The sequence below is a fragment of the Variovorax sp. DXTD-1 genome, assembly GCF_003984625.1.
Classification (GTDB): domain Bacteria; phylum Pseudomonadota; class Gammaproteobacteria; order Burkholderiales; family Burkholderiaceae_C; genus Variovorax.
This window is the reverse complement of the sequence record NZ_RWKH01000004.1, coordinates 220,789-241,376: the sequence shown is the minus strand read 5'-3', so window position 1 is coordinate 241,376 and position 20,588 is coordinate 220,789. Positions and strand designations below refer to the sequence as shown.

The 20,588-nt window shown below is 67.0% G+C and carries 17 protein-coding genes and 1 other RNA gene; 12 read left to right on the top strand and 6 right to left on the bottom strand.

Annotation, left to right across the window (positions count from 1 at the left end; genetic code table 11):
* Nucleotide 1 precedes the first annotated feature (1 nt).
* On the bottom strand, nucleotides 2-1,738 hold the full coding sequence (locus EJI00_RS05830) for a hypothetical protein (protein ID WP_126746515.1): 1,737 nt from the start codon (nucleotides 1,736-1,738) through the stop codon (nucleotides 2-4).
* An 81-nt stretch (nucleotides 1,739-1,819) separates the two neighbouring features.
* Nucleotides 1,820-2,089: a type B 50S ribosomal protein L31 gene (locus EJI00_RS05825; protein WP_019653042.1), complete on the bottom strand. Its 270-nt coding sequence runs from the start codon at nucleotides 2,087-2,089 to the stop codon at nucleotides 1,820-1,822.
* Nucleotides 2,090-2,242: 153 nt separating this feature from the next.
* On the opposite strand from EJI00_RS05825, the gene EJI00_RS05820 reads away from it, so the two are divergent.
* On the top strand, nucleotides 2,243-3,316 hold the full coding sequence (locus EJI00_RS05820) for an oxidoreductase (protein WP_126746514.1): 1,074 nt from the start codon (nucleotides 2,243-2,245) through the stop codon (nucleotides 3,314-3,316).
* A 53-nt stretch (nucleotides 3,317-3,369) separates the two neighbouring features.
* Here the strand turns inward: EJI00_RS05820 and rho are convergent, their stop codons facing one another.
* Entirely contained in the window at nucleotides 3,370-4,635 is a 1,266-nt protein-coding gene (gene rho / locus EJI00_RS05815) for a transcription termination factor Rho (RefSeq protein WP_012747432.1), read from the bottom strand.
* A 179-nt stretch (nucleotides 4,636-4,814) separates the two neighbouring features.
* Nucleotides 4,815-5,147 carry a thioredoxin TrxA gene (gene trxA / locus EJI00_RS05810; RefSeq protein ID WP_012747433.1) on the bottom strand — a complete coding sequence of 111 codons (333 nt, stop codon included), beginning with the start codon at nucleotides 5,145-5,147 and terminating at the stop codon, nucleotides 4,815-4,817.
* 157 nt (nucleotides 5,148-5,304) lie between these two features.
* Between trxA and EJI00_RS05805 the strand changes: the two genes are divergently transcribed.
* Genes EJI00_RS05805 through EJI00_RS05795 form a run of 3 tightly spaced genes read left to right on the top strand, consistent with a single transcriptional unit; the run spans nucleotide 5,305 to nucleotide 12,400 of the window.
* The gene (locus EJI00_RS05805; RefSeq protein ID WP_126746513.1) at nucleotides 5,305-7,902 is read left to right on the top strand and encodes a PD-(D/E)XK nuclease family protein; all 2,598 of its coding nucleotides are present in this window, start codon (nucleotides 5,305-5,307) and stop codon (nucleotides 7,900-7,902) included.
* Nucleotides 7,899-11,159, top strand: coding sequence for a UvrD-helicase domain-containing protein (locus EJI00_RS05800; RefSeq protein ID WP_126746512.1), 3,261 nt, complete (start codon nucleotides 7,899-7,901; stop codon nucleotides 11,157-11,159). The genes EJI00_RS05805 and EJI00_RS05800 overlap by 4 nt, the downstream gene beginning before the upstream one ends.
* Nucleotides 11,156-12,400, top strand: coding sequence for a TIGR03862 family flavoprotein (locus tag EJI00_RS05795; RefSeq protein WP_126746511.1), 1,245 nt, complete (start codon nucleotides 11,156-11,158; stop codon nucleotides 12,398-12,400). Before EJI00_RS05800 ends, EJI00_RS05795 begins: the two co-directional genes overlap by 4 nt.
* Before the next feature lie 30 nt (nucleotides 12,401-12,430).
* Here EJI00_RS05795 and EJI00_RS05790 read toward each other — a convergent pair whose 3' ends face one another.
* A complete protein-coding gene (locus EJI00_RS05790) occupies nucleotides 12,431-13,120 on the bottom strand; it encodes a helix-turn-helix domain-containing protein (protein WP_221885026.1) in 690 nt (229 codons plus the stop codon).
* A gap of 109 nt (nucleotides 13,121-13,229) precedes the next feature.
* Between EJI00_RS05790 and EJI00_RS05785 the strand changes: the two genes are divergently transcribed.
* The gene (locus tag EJI00_RS05785) at nucleotides 13,230-14,102 is read left to right on the top strand and encodes a class I SAM-dependent methyltransferase (protein ID WP_126746510.1); all 873 of its coding nucleotides are present in this window, start codon (nucleotides 13,230-13,232) and stop codon (nucleotides 14,100-14,102) included.
* Between the two features lie 76 nt (nucleotides 14,103-14,178).
* Here EJI00_RS05785 and ffs read toward each other — a convergent pair.
* Nucleotides 14,179-14,275, bottom strand: an RNA gene (ffs, locus tag EJI00_RS05780) — signal recognition particle sRNA small type.
* A 178-nt stretch (nucleotides 14,276-14,453) separates the two neighbouring features.
* Here ffs and dnaX point away from each other — a divergent pair.
* From dnaX to EJI00_RS05745, 7 genes are all read left to right on the top strand, one after another.
* Nucleotides 14,454-16,316, top strand: a complete 1,863-nt coding sequence (gene dnaX / locus EJI00_RS05775; protein ID WP_126746509.1) for a DNA polymerase III subunit gamma/tau — start codon at nucleotides 14,454-14,456, stop codon at nucleotides 16,314-16,316.
* 52 nt (nucleotides 16,317-16,368) lie between these two features.
* Entirely contained in the window at nucleotides 16,369-16,701 is a 333-nt protein-coding gene (locus EJI00_RS05770; RefSeq protein ID WP_012747441.1) for a YbaB/EbfC family nucleoid-associated protein, read from the top strand.
* Between the two features lie 7 nt (nucleotides 16,702-16,708).
* Entirely contained in the window at nucleotides 16,709-17,299 is a 591-nt protein-coding gene (gene recR / locus EJI00_RS05765; RefSeq protein ID WP_126746508.1) for a recombination mediator RecR, read from the top strand.
* 13 nt (nucleotides 17,300-17,312) lie between these two features.
* On the top strand, nucleotides 17,313-17,705 hold the full coding sequence (locus tag EJI00_RS05760; protein ID WP_126746507.1) for an MAPEG family protein: 393 nt from the start codon (nucleotides 17,313-17,315) through the stop codon (nucleotides 17,703-17,705).
* Between the two features lie 145 nt (nucleotides 17,706-17,850).
* On the top strand, nucleotides 17,851-18,885 hold the full coding sequence (locus EJI00_RS05755) for an ABC transporter substrate-binding protein (RefSeq protein WP_126746506.1): 1,035 nt from the start codon (nucleotides 17,851-17,853) through the stop codon (nucleotides 18,883-18,885).
* A gap of 54 nt (nucleotides 18,886-18,939) precedes the next feature.
* Nucleotides 18,940-19,755 (top strand): ABC transporter ATP-binding protein, encoded by an 816-nt coding sequence (locus EJI00_RS05750; RefSeq protein WP_126746505.1) that lies wholly within the window; start codon nucleotides 18,940-18,942, stop codon nucleotides 19,753-19,755.
* Nucleotides 19,752-20,585: an ABC transporter permease gene (locus EJI00_RS05745; RefSeq protein WP_126746504.1), complete on the top strand. Its 834-nt coding sequence runs from the start codon at nucleotides 19,752-19,754 to the stop codon at nucleotides 20,583-20,585. The genes EJI00_RS05750 and EJI00_RS05745 overlap by 4 nt, the downstream gene beginning before the upstream one ends.
* Nucleotides 20,586-20,588: the final 3 nt, after the last annotated feature.

Below are 20,588 nucleotides of genomic sequence, written 5' to 3'. Positions count from 1 at the left end.
GCTACGGTGCGATCTTTTGATAGAGCAGCAGGTCGTCGGTCGCGCTGCTGGGCCGGCGCAGCGTGCCGCTGAAACGCCATTGCTCCAGGGGAATGATGGTGTGCAGCCGCTCGATGGTTTCGGGGCTGACCAGCAGCCACGGGCAATTGGTGCCGAGCAGCAGCGGCTGCAGGTTGAAGCGGCCATGGTGCTGCAGGGCCGCAATGTGCGCACGGCTGAGCGCCAGTTCGGCAACGCAGCTCGGCTGCCCGACGCGTTCGGCCACCGCGCGCACTTGCGGAACGTAGCTGCGCGCGTAGTCGATGGAAGGCAGCCAGAGCGTCATCAGCAGCATCCAGCACAGCGCGGTGCCGCCGGCAGGGAGCACCAGCGTTTTCCAGAGCGCGGCCTGGTGCCGCCCGGTGCGCCAGCGCACCACCCAGCACCAGGCGATGGTTGCGGCCAGCGCCAGGACGAACGGAACAGCCGAGAACTCCGGCACGAAGCCTGGCACCAGGCGTGCCACGCTGGCGGCCGGCTTGGGCGGCACGCCGGTCTGCATGGCAATCCAGTAGACCCAGCCCAGCACGGCCAGGCCGCTGAAGAACAGCACGTTGAACCAGTCGATCAGCGCCGCCACGCTGCGCCGGAAGGTCGGCAGCGCGAAGGCCGCCAGCGTGGCGAATGCGGGTAGCGCCAGCAGCAGCGAACGGTCGGAATAGTCGGTGGTCCAGGTGGCGGCCAGCGGCACCAGCGCAAACCAGAAGGGCAGGGCCACGTGGCGTGCGGTGAGCTGCCGGCGCCAGCGCCAGAGCGTCCAGATGGCGAGGGGCCACACCGGCCAGGTGAACCACACCAGCAGCTTGGCCTGGCTGCGCACGTCGCCCAGCACGGAGGTGCTGCTCGGGTGCCTGCCCGGCAGCTGGATTTTCCATTCGAGCAACCCGAGGCCCACGGCCAGCGCCGCGGCCACGAGCGCGACTGCGATCATCGTCGCGAGCGCGCCCCGGGTGTAGACGGGACCTTCGTCCGTCGTGGCGTCGGCCTTGCGGGCGGTGCGCCGCTCGTAGGCCATGAAGAGCGCACTACCGATTGCCAGCGCGAGCCCGACCGTCGGGCCGCCGCTCAGCGTCATTCCGACCGTGCCGACGATCAGCGCGATGACGGGGCCGACTCGGCGATACGGCAGCGCAGCCACGCCGTAGAAGAGATGCGAAGCGAAGTACAGCTGCGCCAGCGCCGGCGTGGTTTCGTGGCCGAGCTGGGCCAGGCCCAGGCAGGCGATGAGCGCCAGCAAGCCGCCGTCGGCGATGGCGCGTGCGTAGTCGGTGGGGCGTGCTTCTCCGCCGAAGGCAAAAGCCACCGGCTGGGCCCTCGAGGTGCGGGCGAGGTAGTAAACCGCGTACCAAGTAGCAGTGAACGTGCCCCAGAGCATCAGCGCAAAGACGATGCGCACGGCCAGGTCGGGGTGCAGCCACGAGGGCGCGATCTTGATGGCCCAGGCGCCGATCCAGTACGGAATGAGCGCCGGCGTTTCAGGCCGCAGGCCCAGCAGCATGGGATCGAACCAGCGCGCAATGCCTTCGGTGGTGCGCGCCAGTTCGGCCATGTAGCCGAACGACGTGATGTCTGCGCTCTTCCAGGGGCCGCGTCCCACGAGGCCCGGCAGGAGGTAGGCGGCGCATAGCAACAGCAACGCGATGCGCGGCAACCGGCGCACGGCGCTCTGGGCAACGATCGCAGGAGTGGGTTGATTCACAAAGATGAGCGAACGGCGGTTTTGGGAAAGAAAAAGGGCAGCGCGGTAAACCGGGCTGCCCTCAGTGCGAAAGCGCGTGCTTTACTTGGAAGCAGCGCCGGTCGTCTTGCCGAAGCGGTTGCGGAACTTCTCGACGCGACCACCCATGTTGTCGACCGACTTTTGCGTGCCGGTGTAGAACGGGTGCGATTCGCTCGTGGTGTCCAGCTTGAACAGCGGCAGTTCGCGGCCGTCGTCGGTCTTGCCCATTTCCTTGGTGTTCGCGCACGAACGGGTCACGAACTTGAAGCCGTTCGACATGTCGACGAACAGAACTTCGCGGTAATTCGGGTGAATGCCTTCTTTTGCCATGGTGTTTCCTTTGGGGTCGATGCGAGAGCCACAAGCGTGCCGGCAGGAGGCAAGCTGTTCCTTGGGGAAGCGCCGGGCAAAACGCCCAGCCGCACTTTTCGCGGAGCCGCCGATTATCGCATACTGGCCGTTTCGAGCGAAAGGCCTCCGTAGATGACCTCCAGAACCTTGCGCGCCGGCCTCGTCGGCTACGGCTTTGCCGGCCAGACCTTCCATGCGCCCGTGCTTTCGGCCGTGCCGGGGCTCGAGTTGGCGGCCGTGGCCAGCTCGCAGCCGCAAAAAGTCAATGCCGACTGGCCGAATGCAGCCGTGGTGCCCGATGTGGAGGCGCTCGTGGCCCGCCCGGACATCGACCTGGTGGTGGTCGCCACCCCCAACGCGCTGCATTATCCGGTTGCCAAGGCGGCGCTGGAAGCCGGCAAGCACGTGGTGGTGGACAAGCCTTTCACGCTCGACGTGGCCGAAGCGCGGGATCTGGAACTGTTGGCTCGGCGCAACAACCGCGTGCTGGCGGTTTACCAGAACCGGCGCTTCGACGCCGACTACCTCACGCTCAAGGACGTGCTGGCCAGCGGCGAACTCGGCCGCCCGGTGTACCTGGAATCGCATTTCGACCGCTTTCGCCCCGAGGTTCGGGACCGCTGGCGCGAGCAGAAGGTGCCCGGCGCTGGCCTGTGGGTCGACTTGGGCGCGCACTTGGTCGACCAGGCCGTCCAGCTGTTCGGAAAGCCCGACTCGCTGCAGCTCGACACCGCGGCGCTGCGCGACGGCGCGCAGGTCGAAGACTACTTTCATGCCGTGCTGCGCTACGAAAGCGGCCCGCATGCCCCGCTGCGCGTGGTGCTCCATGCGACGACGCTCGCGGCCCATGCGGCGCCGCGCTACATCGTCCACGGCACGCGCGGCAGCTACATCAAGCATGGCGTCGACCCGCAGGAAGACGCGCTGCGTGCCGGACAGCGGCCGCCCATGGCGGGGTGGGGCGCAGACCCGCAAGACGGCGAACTCGTGGTGCCCGGCAGCGACGGCGGCGAGCCGCAGCGCCGCATCTGGCCCACGCGGGCCGGCAACTATGTCGACTACTACGCTGCGGTGCGCGATGCGATCCTTGGCAATGGTCCGAATCCGGTGCCTCCGGATCAGGCCGTCGCGCTGATGGAACTGCTCGATATCGGCCAGCAGAGCGCGGCCGAGGGGAGGGCGATCCGCATCGTCGAACGCCCATGAAAAAAGCGCGCTGACCGCGAGGGCCAGCGCGCTTTTGCAGCAGAGCGTGGTGCTCAGCCGCCGCGACGCATCATGTCGAAAAATTCGACATTCGTTTTCGTCGCCTTCATGTTCTTGAGCATCAGCTCCATCGACTCGATCTCGTCCATGTTGTACATGAGCTGGCGCAGGATGCGGGTCTTCTGCAGGATCTCGGGAGCCAGCAGCAGTTCTTCGCGGCGCGTGCCGCTGCGATTGAGCTGGATCGACGGGAACACGCGCTTTTCGTACAGGCGGCGGTCCAGGTGGATTTCAGAGTTGCCGGTGCCCTTGAACTCTTCGAAGATCACTTCGTCCATGCGGCTGCCGGTGTCGATCAGCGCGGTGCCGATGATGGTGAGCGAGCCGCCTTCTTCCACGTTGCGCGCCGCGCCCAGGAAGCGCTTGGGGCGCTGCAGCGCGTTGGAGTCGACACCGCCGGTCAGCACCTTGCCCGACGAGGGCACGACGTTGTTGTAGGCGCGGGCAAGGCGGGTGATCGAGTCGAGCAAGATCACCACGTCCTTCTTGAGCTCGACCAGGCGCTTGGCGCGCTCGATCACCATTTCGGCCACGTGCACGTGGCGCGCTGCGGGTTCGTCGAAGGTCGAGGCAATGACCTCGCCCTTCACGGTGCGCTGCATTTCGGTCACTTCTTCAGGCCGCTCGTCCACCAGCAGCACCATCATGTGCACTTCGGGGTAGTTGGCGCTGATGGCGTGGGCGATGTGCTGCATCATCACCGTCTTGCCGCTCTTGGGCGGTGCCACCAGCAGGGCGCGCTGGCCTTTGCCGATGGGGGCGATGATGTCGATGATCCGGCCCGTGATGTTCTCGTCGCTCTTGATGCCGTCGCGCTCGAGCTTCATCTGCTCCTTGGGGAACAGCGGCGTCAGGTTCTCGAACATCACCTTGTGCTTGTTCTGCTCGGGCGGACCGTCGTTGACCTTGTCGAGCTTGGTCAGCGCGAAGTAGCGCTCGCCGTCCTTGGGCGTGCGCACTTCGCCTTCGATCATGTCGCCGGTGTGCAGGTTGAAGCGGCGCACCTGGCTCGGCGAGATGTAGATGTCGTCGGTGCTGGCCGTGAAGCTGGTGTCCGGGCTGCGCAGAAAGCCGAAGCCGTCGGGCAGGATTTCGAGCACGCCGTCGGCGAAGACCTGCTCGCCGGCCTTGGCGCGCTTCTTGATGATCGCGAACATCAGCTCTTGCTTGCGCATGCGGCCGACGTTTTCGATCTCAAGCGCTTCAGCCTGCTTGAGGACTTCAGACACGTGGAGTGCCTTGAGTTCGTTTAAGTGCATGGAATGACCCCTCGCGGGGTAATCGATCGGAAAACGGGGGGAGGTTGAATGTGAAGCGAGAACTGCTTCACTAACCGGGGAACTCGAACCGGTTGCCTGAAAGGGCCGGTGATCTGTGGGAGATTATGACAGGAAAAATCGTCCGGCCAACGCATTGCGCGCTGGCCGGTTGAAATGTCTCAGGCGAGCTGCTGGTCGATGAAGGCCGTGAGTTGCGCCTTGCTCATGGCGCCGACCTTGGTGGCGGCCAGCTGGCCGTCCTTGAACAGCATGAGCGTGGGGATGCCGCGGATGCCGAACTTGGCCGGGATGTCGCGGTTTTCGTCCACGTTGAGCTTGGCGATCTGCAGCTTGCCTTCGTAGGCGGTCGACACTTCATCCAGGATGGGTGCGATCATCTTGCAGGGGCCGCACCATTCGGCCCAGTAGTCGACCAGCACGGGCTGGCTGGACTTGAGCACGTCGGCTTCGAAGGAAGAATCGGAGATGTGTTTGATCAGGTCGCTGGCCATGTGATGTGTCCTTGTGCGCGGAGAGTTTCGGTGCAGCTAAAGTGCTGGTCATTGTGACAGAAACCAAGGGGTGGGGTGCCGTGCGGGAACGCTATGGGGCCGATAGCAAAATCCCCTTGCGCGTCGCGCCTCCACCCCCCCAACCCCTCGATAGAACATGAACGAAGGCCACCCCGTCCAGGCCCTGTGGTGCGACCCCGCCGACGGCGTGGTCGCCCGCATTGCCGCCGCCATCGCGCAGCGCCAGCTGCACCCGGCGCGCACCGTGGTGCTGGTGCCCTATGCGCAGCTCATGGGAGTCGCGCGCGGCATGTGGGGGCGCTGCGGCAGCGCGGGCTTCGTGCCGCGGTTCGAGACCACGCGCAACTGGGCGCGCAGCTCGGGCGGTTTCTTGCCCACGGGCTACGACATTGCATTCGACATGGCGCGCGACCTGGTCACGGCCCAGGCGCTGCTGTCCCAGGCCGGCTTTGCCGCCGAACGCTTTGCGCTGGCCGGGCGGGTGGTCGAGCTGGCCTACCAGTTGGCTCCGCTGGCGGCCGCGGCGTTGCCGCAAGAGCGCGGCAGCGAATGGGCGCAGAAGGCGGCCCACGTGGCCGAAGCGGGCAGCGAATCGGAGTGGTTCCGCATCGAAAGCGCGCTGATCCGCGTTGCGGTGGCCTGGGCTGCCAACTCGGGCCATGCCACCGATGTGCTGCTGCGCGAGAACGTGCGTAAGCAGGTCGATGCGCTCATCGTGCTCGAAGGCTTCCAGACCGATCCGCTCACGCAGACGCTGTGCAATTTGTGGGGCGATCGCGCGATTCATCTCTCGCTGGTGCCCACCAGCCCGCCAGCTGCCGCGGCGAACGCGCATGTCGCCGACGACCCGGAGGACGAGGCGGAACTGGCCGCCGCCTGCGTGCTGCGGCACTTGGCTGAGGGCCGCGCGCCGGTTGCGCTCATCACCACAGATCGTGCGCTCACGCGGCGCATTGGCGCGCAGCTCCAGGCGCACGGCATCACGGCGCACGACGAAACCGGCTGGAAGCTTTCCACCACGCGCGCCGCCGCCACCGTGATGAGCGCGCTGCGCGCCTGCGCGCACGACGCCGGCAGCGACCAGGTGCTCGAATGGCTCAAGAGCAGCGCCGATGGCGACGCGCTCGCCGTTCAGGCGCTCGAGGCGCGGCTGCGGCGCGAAGGCGTGCGCGAGTGGTCGGCCTGGTGCGGGCAGGCCGCGCGCAGCGAAAAGCCGCAAGACATCGCATTGCTGCCTTTCACCGAAGCCGTGGAAGGCCGCCGCATGGCCTTGGCCCGTTCCAGGCCGCTCGCGGACTGGCTTCGCGCCTTGCGCGAGCTGCTCGAAGCCGGCGGGCAGTGGGAGCCGCTCGCCGCCGACATGGCGGGTGGCAAGGTGATCGGTGCCCTGTGGCTCGATGCCGGCGCGCACGGCAATGACGACGAATTTCCCGGCGGACGCCACACGCTGGCCGAATTCACCGCCTGGGTGCGCGACGTGCTCGAAGACGCCAGCTTTGTGCCGCCGGCTGGCGGCGAAGCGCCGCAAGTGGTGGTGCTGCCGCTGCATCAACTGCTGGGCCGCGCGTTCGGCGCCGTGGTCATTCCCGGCTGCGACGACCGGCGCCTGCCTGCCTCGCCCGAGCCGCCCGGCAACTGGAGCGCCGCCCAGCGCGCAGAGCTCGGCCTGCCCGCGCGCGAAACGCTCGAGGCCGCGCAACGTTCGGCCTGGGCCGCAGCCTTGTGCAACCCTTGCTGCGAACTGCTGTGGCGCCAATCCGATGCCAGCGGTGAACCCGTGCGGCCGAGCCTGCTGGTGCAGTCGCTGCAGCTCGACCATGCGTTGCAAATGGCGGCCGACCCACGCACGTCGCGCGAGGTCGCGCTGCAGCCGACCTTGTACCCGACGCCCTCTGGAGCGCTTTTGCCGCTGCGGAACATTTCGACCACCGTCTACGAGGATCTGCGCCGCTGCCCCTACCGCTTCTTCGCGCTGCGGCAGTTGGGCCTTCGCAGTGCCGACGAACTCGATGCCGAGGTCGACAAGCGCGACTTCGGCAATTGGCTGCATGCCGTGCTGGGCCACTTTCATGAGACGCTGAAGGAAACCCCCACCGACGACACGGCGGAACGCGTGGCGTACATCACCGCCGCGGCCGAGCGCGCCACGCACGAGTTCGCGCTGTCCGACGCCGAGTTCCTGCCGTTCGCCGCGGCTTGGCCGGCGGTGCGCGACGGTTACCTGCAGTGGCTTGCCGGCCATGAGGCAAGCGGCGCGGTCTTCGCCGAATCGGAACCGTGGATGGAGCAGCCGCTGGGCAACCTGCAACTGGTCGGTCGGCTGGACCGCATCGACCGCATGCCCGACGGCCAAGCGTTCGTGATCGACTACAAGACTGAATCGGCCGCGGTCACCAAGGAGCGTGTGAAAGACCCGACCGAGGACACGCAGCTTGCCTTCTACGCCGCGCTGGTGGCCGACGACACGCTGCGCGCCGCCTACGTGAATGTCGGCGAGAAGTCGTCCGGCACGCAGACCGTCGAGCAGCCCGTGGTGGTGGAGGCGCGCGATGCGCTGGTCGCGGGCATCCTCGACGATTTCACGCGCATCGCCGAGGGTGCGGCGCTTCCGCCGCTAGGGGAGGGCGCCATCTGCGACTACTGCGCCGCACGGGGGCTTTGCAGAAAAGACTTCTGGGAAATCGAACAACCTCCGCCTTCGACTGACGCTGTGGCTGGAGGGCCTGCCCAATGAACGGCGCCGCCTACGAGCACAACGGCCGGCACGTCACGCGCGAGGCCTTCTACACCGTCGCCTGCGATCCGCGCCGCTCCGTTGCGGTCGAAGCCTGCGCCGGCGCAGGCAAGACCTGGATGCTGGTGTCCCGCATCTTGCGCGCGCTGCTCGAAGAGGGCGAATCCGCCTGCGAGCCGCATGAAATCCTGGCGATCACCTTCACCAAGAAGGCCGCCGGCGAGATGCGCGAGCGGCTCGACCAATGGCTGGAGCAGTTCGCCGAGCGCAGCCCCGAAGAACTGGTGCGCGAACTGGTGATGCGCGGTGTCGATCCCGCGGCCGCGCTTGCCGCCGTGCCGCGCCTGAAAGGCCTCTACAGACGCTTGCTCGAAGGCGGCCGGCCGGTGCAGTTTCGTACCTTCCACGCCTGGTTTGCAGGGCTGTTGCGCAACGCGCCGCTGGCGGTATTGCGCGAACTCGGCCTGCCAGCGAACTACGAATTGCTCGAGGACGATGCCGAGGCGCGCGCGCGCACCTGGCGCCCCTTCTTCGAGGCGGTGACGGCCGACAAGGAGGCGCTGGCCGACTACTACGCCATCGTGGCCACCTACGGCCGCTCGCAGACCGCCAAGGCGCTGGGCGAAGCGCTCACCCGGCGCGTCGAGTTTGCGCTGTCCGATCCCGCGTCGGCGGTGCAGCACTTCAGCGCCATGCATCCTTCGCTCGAAGGCTTGGACGAGCCGACCGATGCCTTGAGCGGAGACCTTGTCAGGCGCCGCTGGCTCGATCGCGCCGCCGCGCTCGGCCGCGAGGCCAACAAGACACCGCAGAAAGCCGCCGAGGCGATCATCGACGTGTTCGGCACCGGCGAGCCGCCGCGGGAATCGCGCGCCGCCGCCCTGCCGCACCTGCGCAAGAACTTCTTCGTCGTGACGGAAGACCGGCTCACCAAGAACCTGCAGAAATACCCCGCCGCGCAAGAAGCCGAAGCCGAGCTCCAGACCCTGTGCATGGCGCAGGCCCAGCACGCGGCGTGGCTCTACCAGCAGCGCATGACGCGCCTCACGCGCATCCTCGTCTCCTCCTTTGCCGAAGTGAAGCGCGCGCACGGATGGGTCGACATGAACGACGTCGAGCAGGCCGCGCAATTGCTGCTCGGCCAGTCGGCGCTGTCGGGCTGGGTGCAGGAGCGGCTCGATGCGCGTATTGCCCATCTGCTGATCGACGAGTTCCAGGACACCAACCCGCTGCAGTGGCAGGCGCTCTACGGGTGGCTCAGCGCCTACACCGGCGCGGGCGGCAAGGCACCGCGCGTCTTCATTGTGGGCGACCCGAAGCAGAGCATCTACCGCTTTCGCCGTGCCGAGCCGCAGGTGTTCATCGCTGCCAAGAAGTTCGTGCGCGAAGGCTTGGGCGGCGAACTGCTCAACTGCGACCACACCCACCGCAACGCGCGTGCGGTGGTCGGTCTTGTCAACCAGGCGATGCTGGCCGCGCAAGAGGCGGGAGAATTCGACGGCTACCGTGCACACACCACCGAGCGGAGCGACGAGGGCGAACTGCTCAAGCTCCCGCCCATCGACCGCGATGCGGTCAGCACGGCCGCAGCAGCACCTGCCGACGATGGCATGCTGCATTGGCGCGACAGCCTCGTTACGCCGCGCGTTTTGCCTGAAGAGCAGTTGCTGCAAAAGGAATGCGAGCAGGCCGCGCGCTGGGTGGCGCAACGCATTGCCGACGGTACGCCGCCGCGGCAGATCATGGTGCTGGCGCGTCGGCGCAACCGCCTGTCCGCCATGCAAGACGCGCTACGCGAGCGCCACATTCCCGTGCAGCAGCCCGAGAAGAACGAACTGCACGATGCGCCGGAAGTGCAGGACGTGGTCGCGCTCATCGATGCGCTGGTGTCGCCTGCGCACGACCTCTCCCTGGCACGCGCGCTCAAGTCGCCGCTGTTCGGCATCGGCGACGACGCGCTGGTGCAGTTGGCGCTGCGCCAGCGCGAGCAACCTTCGTCGAGCTGGTTCGCGTTGACTCAAAAGGGCGAAGGCCTACCGCCGGAACTGGTCGAGGCGGGCGCCAAGCTCAAGCAGTGGCGGCGCTGGCTTGCTGCGTTGCCACCGCACGATGCGCTCGATGCGATATTTCACGATGGCGATGTGCTCGCCAGGTTCGGCGCCGCCATGCCCTCGGCCATGCGACAGAGTGCCTTGGCCAATCTGCGCGGGCTGCTGGCGGCATCGCTCGAGATCGAAGGCGCTCGCTACGCCACGCCTTACGCGCTGGTGCGCGCATTGCGTGCCGGGGGCGTCAGGGCACCGTCCGTCGCGGTGCCAGATGCGGTGCAGCTTCTTACCGTGCACGGCGCCAAGGGCCTCGAGGCCGACACCGTGCTCATGCTCGACTGCGACGCGCCGCCGCCGCGCGCCCAGACCATGGGTGTGCTGGTCGAATGGAAGGGCAGCGACAGCGCGCCCACTCGCTTCGTGTTCCTGGCAAGCGAGAAAACGCCGCCGGGCTGCGCCACCACATTGCTCGAAGAAGAACAGCGCGCACGCCACCGTGAGGAGCTCAACGGTCTTTATGTGGCGACCACCCGGGCGCGTGAGCGCCTTGTGCTGTCGTCGGTGCAGCCGGCCCGCGCCAACGAGGGCAGCTGGTGGACGCGGCTCGAATCGATGTGCGAACCCGCCGAAGCCGACGAGCCGCTGATCGTGTTGCCGGTGGCTTCCGGCACAGGCAGCTTTCCCATGAAGCAGATGCCGGTGCTCGCGCCAGCGGTCAAGGAACCCGTGGCTATCAAGAAAGCGGCTGACGCCACGGTCGATGCGCGCGCTGCCGCGTTCGGCCAGGCGATGCACCGTCTGCTCGAATGGGCCGAGCCCGGCGAGCCGTTGCCGGCTGCGCACGTGCGCGCCGCCGCGCGCGAGTTCTTGCTCGACGCGCAGCAGGCACGCGGCGCCGCGGCGCTCGCCGAGCGCATTCGCGGCGGCGCCGGGGCATGGGCGTGGAATGAGCGCATGATCGACTGGCACGGCAATGAAGTCACCCTGGTGCACGAAGGCGAAACGTTGCGCATCGATCGGCTGGTGCGCGAGCGCATCACCGGCGCCTGGTGGATCCTCGACTACAAATCTGCCGCCCGCCCTGAGCGCGACGAGGCACTCATCGCACAGATGCAGCGCTACCGCGCCGCCATGCAACATGCCTACCCCGGTGCCACGGTGCGCGCCGCGTTCCTGACCGGGCAGGGCGAACTGGTAAATCTCGAATGACTCTTTCCCATACCGTCGCCGTGATCGGCGGCGGACCTGCCGGCCTCATGGCGGCTGAAGTCTTGAGCGCGTCCGGCGTGCAGGTGCACGTGTACGACGCCATGCCCTCGGTCGGCCGCAAGTTCCTGCTGGCCGGCCGCGGCGGGCTGAACCTCACGCACTCCGAGCCCTTCGACATCTTCATGAGCCGCTTCGGCGACCGCCGCACGCAGCTCGAACCCATGCTCACGCAATTTGGTCCGGATCAAGTACGCGAATGGGCGGCTGGCCTGGGCATCGAGACCTTCGTGGGCACATCGGGCCGCGTGTTTCCGACCGACATGAAAGCCGCGCCGCTTCTGCGCGCGTGGCTGCATCGGCTGCGTGCGGCGGGCGTGCAGTTTCATATGCGCCATCGCTGGCTTGGCGAAGGCGATGCGCCGATCGCTGCGGCGTCGCTGCGGTTTGCCACCCCGGCCGGCGAAGCCACCGTGAAGGCCGATGCGGTGGTGCTCGCGCTCGGTGGTGCCGGTTGGGCGCGGCTGGGCTCCGACGGCGCATGGGCGCCGTGGCTCCAGGCGCGCGGCGTCGACGTCGCATCGCTGCTGCCCGCCAACTGCGGCTTCGATGGAGCAGGGTGGAGCGAACATTTCTCCAGCCGGTTCGCAGGCCAGCCCTTCAAGTCGGTCGCCATTTCGTTCACCGACAGCCAGGGCCGGCGCTTTGCACGCAAAGGCGAGTTCGTTGCAACTGCCACCGGCATCGAGGGCAGCCTGATCTACGCAGCATCGGCATTGCTGCGCGACGAGATCGCCGCACACGGCAGTGCCACGCTGCTGCTCGATCTGCTGCCAGACCGCAGCGCCGAGCAGGTGCTGGCCGCCGTCACGCATCCGCGCGGCGCCCGTTCGCTCAGCAGCCACCTCAAGAGCCGGCTCGGCCTGGAAGGCATCAAGGCCGGTGTTCTGCACGAAGTGCTGAGCCGCGAGGCCATGCAAGACCCTGCGCAACTGGCAGCAACCATCAAGGCCGTGCCGCTGCGCCTGGTCGCAGCACGCCCCATCGACGAAGCCATCAGCACCGCGGGCGGAGTGCGCTTCGATGCGCTCGACGAAGGGCTTATGGCGAGCGCATTGCCCGGCGTGTTCGTTGCGGGAGAAATGCTCGACTGGGAGGCGCCGACCGGCGGTTACCTGCTGACGGCATCCATGGCCAGCGGCGCGGCTGCGGCGCGCGGAGCCATCAAGCGGCTGGGCCTCTGACGGTTTCTTCCGGCTGCGGCGCGGCAAGCCTCAGAGCCGCGCCGCGTCCCGGGTGTCGGCAAAAACGCTGCGTCCCAGCCAGCGCCACAGGTCGCGCGTATCGGATTCGCTGCCAATGACGCGCAAGCGCCGCTCGCGCAACGCAGCCTCGGCATCGAGGTCGCCGGTCCAGATCTCGGTCAGCGTCCGTACGGTCGATTCGACAATCAGCGTCGGTTCGTCGCCGGGGTTGTCGCGGCAGAGGTCGGCGCTGCCGCGGTCGACGACCAGCCACCAGCGCCGTTCGCCCTCGGCTGCGTCGGTAAAGCGGAAGTGGATCACGATGCAGCGTGCGCGCGGGCACTCGTCGATCCGCACGAAGCGGCGAACGTCCCACATCAGGAAGCCGGCGTCCAGCTGGTCGCGCTTGAGCCGGCTGCCGATCCAGCGCGCACCCCAATGGCCCAGCGCCATCACGATCGGACGCAGCTCCTCGCCCGCTGCGGTCAGGTGGTATTCGGCCGTGCTGCCGTCGCCCTGAACTCGCTTGATGACGCCTACTTCCTCGAGCTTGCGCAGGCGCTGTGCCAATAGCGAGCCCGACATGCGCGGCACGCCGCGCCGGATGTCGTTGAAGCGCGTGCTGCCGCACAGCAGTTCGCGCACGACCAGCGGCGTCCAGCGCTCGCACAGCACCTCGGCGCCGCGCGCCACAGTACAAAACTGGCCGTAGTCGATCATGGCGCCAATTTAGTCCTTGAGGCGAGCCGAGGCCAGTACAAATTCTGGACTGGCGAAGCTTGGGCCGCGCTGCCATTCTTGAGACTCCCTCATTCGATGGAGACACATCATGGAAACCGCCACAGCCGCGCCGGCATTCAATGCCGCCGCCTTCAAGACCACCACCCGCGCTCAGTGGCAGGCCGCCGCCGAGGCCTGGCACCGCTGGGGACCGTTTGTCGGCCGCTGGCTCGGCGATGCGACGGAAACGATGTTCGATCTGGCGCGCATCGAACCGGGGTCCCGGGTGCTCGACGTCGCAGCCGGCGCGGGCGAGCAGTCCATCAGCGCCGCGCGGCGCGCAGGCCCCGGCGGCCGCGTGCTCGCCACCGACATCGCGCCGGCTTTGCTCGAGCGCGCGGCTGCGGATGCCAAGGCCGCGGGGCTGTCGAACCTCGAAACCCTCGAGCTCGACGGCGAGGCGCTCGACACGCTGCCCGCCGGAAGCTTCGACGCGGCGATCAGCCGGGTGGGCCTGATCTACTTTCCCGACCAGCAGCGCGCGCTCGCCGGCATGCGGCGGGCCTTGCGTCCGGGCGGGCGGGTGTCGGCCGTCGTCTACTCGACCCCCGAGCGCAACGCCTTCTTCTCGATTCCCGTGAAGATCATCCGCGAACGCGCGCGGCTCCCCGCGCCGCTGCCGGGTCAGCCCGGGCCCTTTTCGCTCGGTGCCGAGGGCGCGCTCGAGGCCGCGTTTGCCAAGGCCGGCTTGCACGACATCGAGGTGCGACGGGTGCCGTCGCCGGTGCGGCTGGCGAGCGCGGCCGAATGCGTGCGCTTCGAACGCGAGTCCTTTGGTGCGCTGCACCAGATGATGGTTAGTCTCGACGAGACCGAGCGCACGAGCACCTGGGATGCCATTGAGGAGGCGCTGCGCCGGTTTGAAGGGAGCGATGGCTTCGTCGGGCCGTGCGAAATGCTCGTTGGCGCGGGAAGCACGTGAGGGTGGGGAGGGGCCTGGAGCCCCTCTTTCAGCGCGCAAGTTCTTGTCTTGAGAACTTGCGGTTTTTTGATGTTAGGTTGACGAGCCTTACCCCTGGCACTGACTACGCAGTTAGGGCTGCTTGGTTCCCCACCTGACCCGGTTGGCCACTTCACCATGCAGGGAGGCCCGTCAGCACTTATTGTAACCCCCCAGGCTTCGCGCACTTCGTGTCGCTTCGCCCACCCCCTGCTGGGGGCGATACCAGCGGCCCGGCAAAGCCGGTTCCGCGGTATCCCGCGAGAAGGCAGGGCTTTTTTTGATTGCGGGGGAGCTCTGGGAACGGGGGCTGCGCCTTTTAGAATGCCCCCAATGTCTTATCTCGTGCTCGCTCGCAAGTTCCGTCCGAAAACCTTCGGTGAGATGGTCGGCCAGGGGCACGTGGTGCAGGCGCTCGAGAATGCGTTGACCACGCAGCGCCTGCATCACGCCTATCTTTTTACCGGCACGCGGGGCGTGGGCAAGACCACGGTGTCGCGCATCCTGGCCAAGTCGCTCAACTGCCAGGGTCCGGACGGGCAGGGCGGCATCACGGCCAAGCCTTGCGGGGTGTGCCAGGCCTGCAAGGACATCGATTCGGGCCGCTTCGTCGACTACACCGAGCTGGATGCGGCCTCGAATCGCGGGGTGGACGAGGTGCAGTCGCTGCTCGAGCAGGCGGTCTACAAGCCGGTGCAGGGGCGCTTCAAGGTCTTCATGATCGACGAAGTGCACATGCTCACCAACACCGCGTTCAACGCGATGCTGAAGACGCTGGAGGAGCCGCCGGAATACCTCAAGTTCGTGCTGGCAACGACCGACCCGCAGAAGGTGCCGGTCACGGTGCTGTCGCGCTGCCTGCAGTTCAACCTGCGGCCGATGGCGCCTGAAACGGTGCTCGAACACCTCACGAGCGTGCTGCAGACGGAACAGGTACCGGCCGAGCCGCAGGCGCTGCGGCTCCTGGCCCGCGCCGCGCGCGGCTCGATGCGCGATGCGTTGTCGCTCACCGACCAGGCGATTGCTTTCGGCAACGGCGAGCTGCTCGAAACCGGCGTGCGCCAGATGCTCGGCAGCGTCGACCGCGGCCATGTCTTCAAGCTCGTCGAAGCGCTGGCGCAGGGCGACGGCAAGACGGTGGTCGACACCTCCGAGGCACTGCGCCGCGACGGCATGTCGGCTGCGTCCACGCTGGAAGAAATGACCGCCGTGCTGCAGGCCATGGCCGTGCTGCAGGCCGTGCCTTCGCGCGCGGAATCGGCCGATTCGGCCACCGACCCGGATGCGGCCGACACGGCACGCCTGGCGTCGCTGATGCCGGCCGACGAAACCCAGTTGCTCTACAGCCTGTGCCTGCACGGCCGCGGCGAGCTGGGCCTGGCGCCCGACGAGTACGCGGCGCTGACGATGGTGCTGCTGCGGCTGCTGGCCTTCAAGCCTTCGGGCGCCGCAACCTCCGCATCGGCCTCACCGGCCTCCACGGAAAAAAAAACTCTGAATGACGCCCCCAGGGCGGCTTTGGCACCCGCGGCGGCCCCTGCTCGGGTTGCGCCGGTAGCCGAAGCGCCCGTTCCGGCTGCCGCACCGGTGCCTCCGCAAGCCAACTCGGCCCCGGCGGGCCAGCGACTTGCGGTGGTGAACGAACCGATGCGGCAGGGCGGGACGCCGAGGCCGCAACCTTCGGCAGAGGCGCCGCCCGGCGAAGACCGCCCCAAGGTGCTTGCGGTGCCGATTCGCGTGCAGCCGCCACCGGGCCAGCGGGACGTGCCGCGGCCCGACGCTCAGCGCGCCCCCGCCGCGCCCATTCCCCCCAGCGAAGATGGCGATTTCTGGCATGCCACGGTCACGCAGATGATTGCGGCCGAGAGCATCACCGCCCTGGCGCGCGAGCTTGCGCTGCAGTCGCAACTGGTGGCGCGCGATGTCGACCAGTGGATACTGCGCGTGGAGCGGGAACTGCTCAACCAGCCTTCGGCGCGCGAGAAGCTCGCCGACGCGCTGGCGGCCCTGGGCCACAGCGTGAAGCTGGCCATTGAAATCGGCGGCGTGGTCGACAGCCCCGCGCGCCGCAACAAGCATGCGGCCGACGAACGCCAGCGTATCGCCGAAGAGGCGATTCGCAACGACCCCGAGGTGCAGATGCTGATGCGCGAATTCGATGCGAAGATCGTGCCTGGAACGCTCAAGCCCGCCTGAGCGCCGTCTCTTATCCTTTCCCATTTTTCCAACCAATCAATCAGGACCAACGATGTTCAACAAAGGACAACTGGCCGGCCTCATGAAGCAGGCGCAGGCAATGCAGGACAACCTCAAGAAGGCCCAGGAAGAGTTGGCCACCATCGAGGTCGAAGGCGAATCGGGTGCCGGCCTGGTCAAGGTCGTGATGACCTGCAAGCACGACGTGAAGCGCATCACCATCGACCCGAGCCTCCTGGCCGACGACAAGGACATGCTCGAAGACCTGGTGGCCGCCGCCTTCAATGCCGCCGTGCGCAAGGCCGAGGAAACCAGCGAGCAGAAGATGGGCAAGCTCACGGCTGGCATGCCGGGCCTGCCGCCCGGCATGAAGCTGCCGTTCTGAGCCGTTGATGGCGGACGCCAGTTCGCTCGACGCATTGGTCGATGCGTTGCGCCGGCTGCCCGGTGTCGGCGTGAAGTCGGCCTCGCGCATGGCTTTTCATTTGCTGCAGCACGACCGCGAGGGTGCGCAGCTGCTCGCGCGCGCCTTGCAGCAGGCGGCCGGCAACGTGCGGCATTGCGAGCGCTGCAACACCTTCACCGAGGCGCCGGTCTGCAACGTGTGCCTGGACCCGCGCCGCGACGCGAGCAAGCTCTGCGTGGTTGAAACGCCCGCCGACCAGGCTGCGCTCGAGCGCACGGGTGCGTTCCGCGGCTACTACTTCGTGCTGATGGGCAAACTCAGTCCGCTCGACGGCATCGGGCCCAAGGACATCGGCCTGCAGAAGCTTTTTGATCGCGCGCTCGACGGCACGGTGAGCGAGGTGATCCTGGCCACCAACTTCACGGCAGAGGGCGAAGCCACCGCGCACGTGATCGGCGAGGCACTCAAGCAACGCGGCCTGAACGTGACACGGCTTGCGCGCGGCGTGCCGGCGGGCAGCGAACTCGAATACGTCGACCTCGGCACCATCGCGCATGCGCTGGTAGACCGCAGATAGCCACACAACCGGTATGACTCTTTCATTGCTCACCATTGCCTACTGGTGCGTGTTCATTGCCTGCGGCCTGCCGTACCTGGCGGCATGGATTGCCAAGGTCGGCAGCTTCGGGCCGCGCGACAACGTTCAGCCGCGCGAGTGGGCCGCAAAGCAGAGCGGCTGGCGCGCACGCGCCAACAGTGCGCAGGCCAACAGCTTCGAAGGGCTGCCGCTCTTCATCGGCGCGGTGATCATTGCGCACCAGCTCGGCGCCGCGCAGGCAAGGCTCGACATGCTGGCGGCCGCATATGTCGTCTTGCGCGTGATCTACATCGCGGTGTACATCAAGGGCATCGGCAGCGTGCGCAGCGCAGTGTGGGCCATTGGATTCCTGGTCAACATCGCGATTCTTTTCGTCGCGCGATAGGCGCACCAGGCCATCCGGAAAGGCCTCGTAGAGGTCTTCATGTTTACGTAAAAACCCGCACGGGATGACCCCGATGCAGGCAACGTGGGCGCACCCCTAAGCTCGATTCAGTTCACCAGAATCAAAGAGCCCGCAGGACCGCTCCATGCTCCATCGCAGAACCCTCATCACCGCCTCCGCAGTCGCTGCCGCAGCAGTTGCGCTGCCGCGGGTCTTTGCGCAAGCCAAGCTCGAGAAGACGAAGATTTCCATCGCGGTCGGCGGCAAGGCGGCCTTCTACTACCTGCCCCTCACCATCTCCGAGCAGCTCGGCTACTTCAAGGCCGAAGGCCTCGAGGTCGAGATTTCAGACTTTGCCGGCGGTGCACGCGCGCTGCAGGCCGTGGTGGGTGGTTCGGCCGACGTGTGCTCCGGCGCCTACGAGCACACCATCAACCTGCAGGCAAAGAACCAGTTCTTCCAGGCCTTCGTGCTGCAGGGCCGCGCGCCGCAAATCGCGGTGGGCGTGTCGACCAAGAACATGGCGGGCTACGCCGGCATTGCCGACCTGAAGGGCAAGAAGATCGGCGTCTCCGCGCCGGGCTCGTCGACCAACATGGTGGCCAACCTCGTGCTCTCGCGCGGCGGCCTGAAGGCCAGCGACGTGAGCTACATCGGCGTGGGCGTGGCGGCCGGCGCGCTCACAGCGCTTCGCTCGGGCCAGATCGACGCCATCAGCAACACCGACCCGGTGATGACCATGCTCGAGCAGAAGGGCGACGTGAAGATCATCAGCGACACGCGCACGCTCAAGGGCACGCAGCAGGTGTTCGGCGGCCCGATGCCCGCGGCCTGCCTCTACGCGCCGATGGACTTCATCCAGAAGAACCCCAACACCTGCCAGGCGCTGGCCAATGCCATTGTGCACGGCCTCAAGTGGCTGCAGACGGCGGGGCCGGGCGACATCATCAAGACAGTGCCCGAAACCTATCTGCTCGGCGACCGTGCGCTGTACCTTGCGTCTTTCGACAAGGTGCGCGAATCGATCGCCACCGATGGCCTCGTGCCGGCCGAAGGGCCGAAGACGGCGCTCGCTGCCATCTCGAGCTTCGACACGGCAGTGAAGGCCGACAAGATCGACCTTGCCAAGACCTACACCAACGATTTTGCCCGGCGCGCGAAGGACAGGTTCAAAGCCTGACCTTCGGACGTCCTCGCGACCCGGCTTCGGCCGGGTTTTTTCTTGCAGCCAGACATGTCCGACTACGCACTCGAACTTCTCTCCATCAGTTGCACCTTTCACTCGAAGGACGATCCGGGCCAGCGCTACACAGCGGTGGCAGACACCACGCTGCGCGTCAGGGCAGGGGAGTTCGTGTCAGTGGTGGGGCCGACGGGGTGCGGCAAGTCGACGTTGCTGAACGTGGGCGCGGGCCTGCTCGAGCCCTCGTCGGGCACGGTGAAGGTGTTTGGCGAGACGCTTGCCGGGGTGAACGCGCGGGCTGGCTACATGTTCCAGACCGAGGCGCTGATGCCGTGGCGCAGCGCGGTTGCCAACGTGATGGTGGGGCTGCAGTACCGGGGCGTTTCGGATGCCGATGCGCGAGAGCAGGCCGAGGCCTGGCTTTCACGCGTGGGGCTTTCGGGTTTCGGCGACCGCTATCCGCATCAACTGTCGGGCGGCATGCGCAAGCGCGTCGCATTGGCGCAAACGCTGGTGCTCGACCCCGACATCATCCTCATGGACGAGCCCTTCAGCGCGCTCGACATCCAGACCCGGCAGCTGATGGAGAACGAAGTGCTTGAACTGTGGAGTGCCAAGAAGAAGGCAGTGCTCTTCATCACGCACGATCTCGACGAGGCCATTGCGATGAGCGACCGCGTGGTGGTGCTGTCGGCCGGGCCGGCCACGCACCCGATTGGCGAATTCGTCATCGACCTTGCCCGCCCGCGCGACGTGGCCGAGGTGCGCACGCAGCCGCGCTTTGTCGAACTGCACACGCAGATCTGGGAAGTGCTGCGCGACGAAGTGCTCAAGGGCTACGCGCAGCAATTGAGGAAGGCCGCATGATGCCGCGCCTGAACGAACGCAATGCGCGCTTCTGGCAGCTGGTGTTGCTCGTGGTCTTGCTGGTGGCCTGGCACGTGGCATCGCGCAACCAGCAGATCGCGTTCTTTCTGGGCGAGCCCATTCAGGTGGCCGGCCGCATCTGGAGCTGGTTTCTGCCGTTCGAAGTGCCGCCGAACCTGCTGTTCCCCGAGGGGCTGAAAGGCAATGCGGACATCTACCGCCACCTGGGCACCACGCTGCTTGAAACAGTGCTGGCCTTCGGTATCGGCACAGTGCTTGGCCTCGCATGCGGGCTCTGGCTGGCGCTGGCGCCCACGGCGAGCCTGATTCTCGATCCCTACATCAAGGCCGCCAATTCGATGCCGCGCGTGATCCTGGCGCCGATCTTCGCGCTGTGGTTCGGCCTGGGCATCTGGAGCAAGGTGGCGCTGGCCGTCACGCTGGTGTTCTTCATCGTGTTCTTCAACGTCTACCAGGGTGTGCGCGAGGTCAGCCCCGTGGTGCTGGCCAACGCCAAGATGCTGGGCGCCAATCAGCGGCAACTGCTGCGCACCGTGTATTTGCCCAGCGCCACCAGCTGGGTGTTCTCTAGCCTGCACACCTCGGTGGGCCTGGCCTTCGTGGGCGCGGTGGTGGGGGAGTACCTGGGCTCGGCGCGCGGCGTGGGCTACCTGATACTGCAGGCCGAAGGCACTTTCGACGTCAACACCGTGTTTGCAGGCATCGTGGTGCTCACTGCTTTTGCGCTGCTGCTCGACGGGCTGGTGGGGCTCATCGAGAAGCGCCTGATGAAGTGGCAGCCGCGCAGCGGCGAGACTGAAAAGCTCTAGCCG

Bases quoted from the DNA above. Each gene is read 5' to 3' on its own strand.
- EJI00_RS05825 (WP_019653042.1), bottom strand. From the start codon at position 2,089: ATGGCAAAAGAAGGCATTCACCCGAATTACCGCGAAGTTCTGTTCGTC.
- EJI00_RS05820 (WP_126746514.1), top strand. From the start codon at position 2,243: ATGACCTCCAGAACCTTGCGCGCCGGCCTCGTCGGCTACGGCTTTGCC.
- rho (WP_012747432.1), bottom strand. From the start codon at position 4,635: ATGCACTTAAACGAACTCAAGGCACTCCACGTGTCTGAAGTCCTCAAG.
- trxA (WP_012747433.1), bottom strand. From the start codon at position 5,147: ATGGCCAGCGACCTGATCAAACACATCTCCGATTCTTCCTTCGAAGCC.
- EJI00_RS05805 (WP_126746513.1), top strand. From the start codon at position 5,305: ATGAACGAAGGCCACCCCGTCCAGGCCCTGTGGTGCGACCCCGCCGAC.
- EJI00_RS05800 (WP_126746512.1), top strand. From the start codon at position 7,899: ATGAACGGCGCCGCCTACGAGCACAACGGCCGGCACGTCACGCGCGAG.
- EJI00_RS05795 (WP_126746511.1), top strand. From the start codon at position 11,156: ATGACTCTTTCCCATACCGTCGCCGTGATCGGCGGCGGACCTGCCGGC.
- EJI00_RS05790 (WP_221885026.1), bottom strand. From the start codon at position 13,120: ATGATCGACTACGGCCAGTTTTGTACTGTGGCGCGCGGCGCCGAGGTG.
- EJI00_RS05785 (WP_126746510.1), top strand. From the start codon at position 13,230: ATGGAAACCGCCACAGCCGCGCCGGCATTCAATGCCGCCGCCTTCAAG.
- dnaX (WP_126746509.1), top strand. From the start codon at position 14,454: ATGTCTTATCTCGTGCTCGCTCGCAAGTTCCGTCCGAAAACCTTCGGT.
- EJI00_RS05770 (WP_012747441.1), top strand. From the start codon at position 16,369: ATGTTCAACAAAGGACAACTGGCCGGCCTCATGAAGCAGGCGCAGGCA.
- recR (WP_126746508.1), top strand. From the start codon at position 16,709: ATGGCGGACGCCAGTTCGCTCGACGCATTGGTCGATGCGTTGCGCCGG.
- EJI00_RS05760 (WP_126746507.1), top strand. From the start codon at position 17,313: ATGACTCTTTCATTGCTCACCATTGCCTACTGGTGCGTGTTCATTGCC.
- EJI00_RS05755 (WP_126746506.1), top strand. From the start codon at position 17,851: ATGCTCCATCGCAGAACCCTCATCACCGCCTCCGCAGTCGCTGCCGCA.
- EJI00_RS05750 (WP_126746505.1), top strand. From the start codon at position 18,940: ATGTCCGACTACGCACTCGAACTTCTCTCCATCAGTTGCACCTTTCAC.
- EJI00_RS05745 (WP_126746504.1), top strand. From the start codon at position 19,752: ATGATGCCGCGCCTGAACGAACGCAATGCGCGCTTCTGGCAGCTGGTG.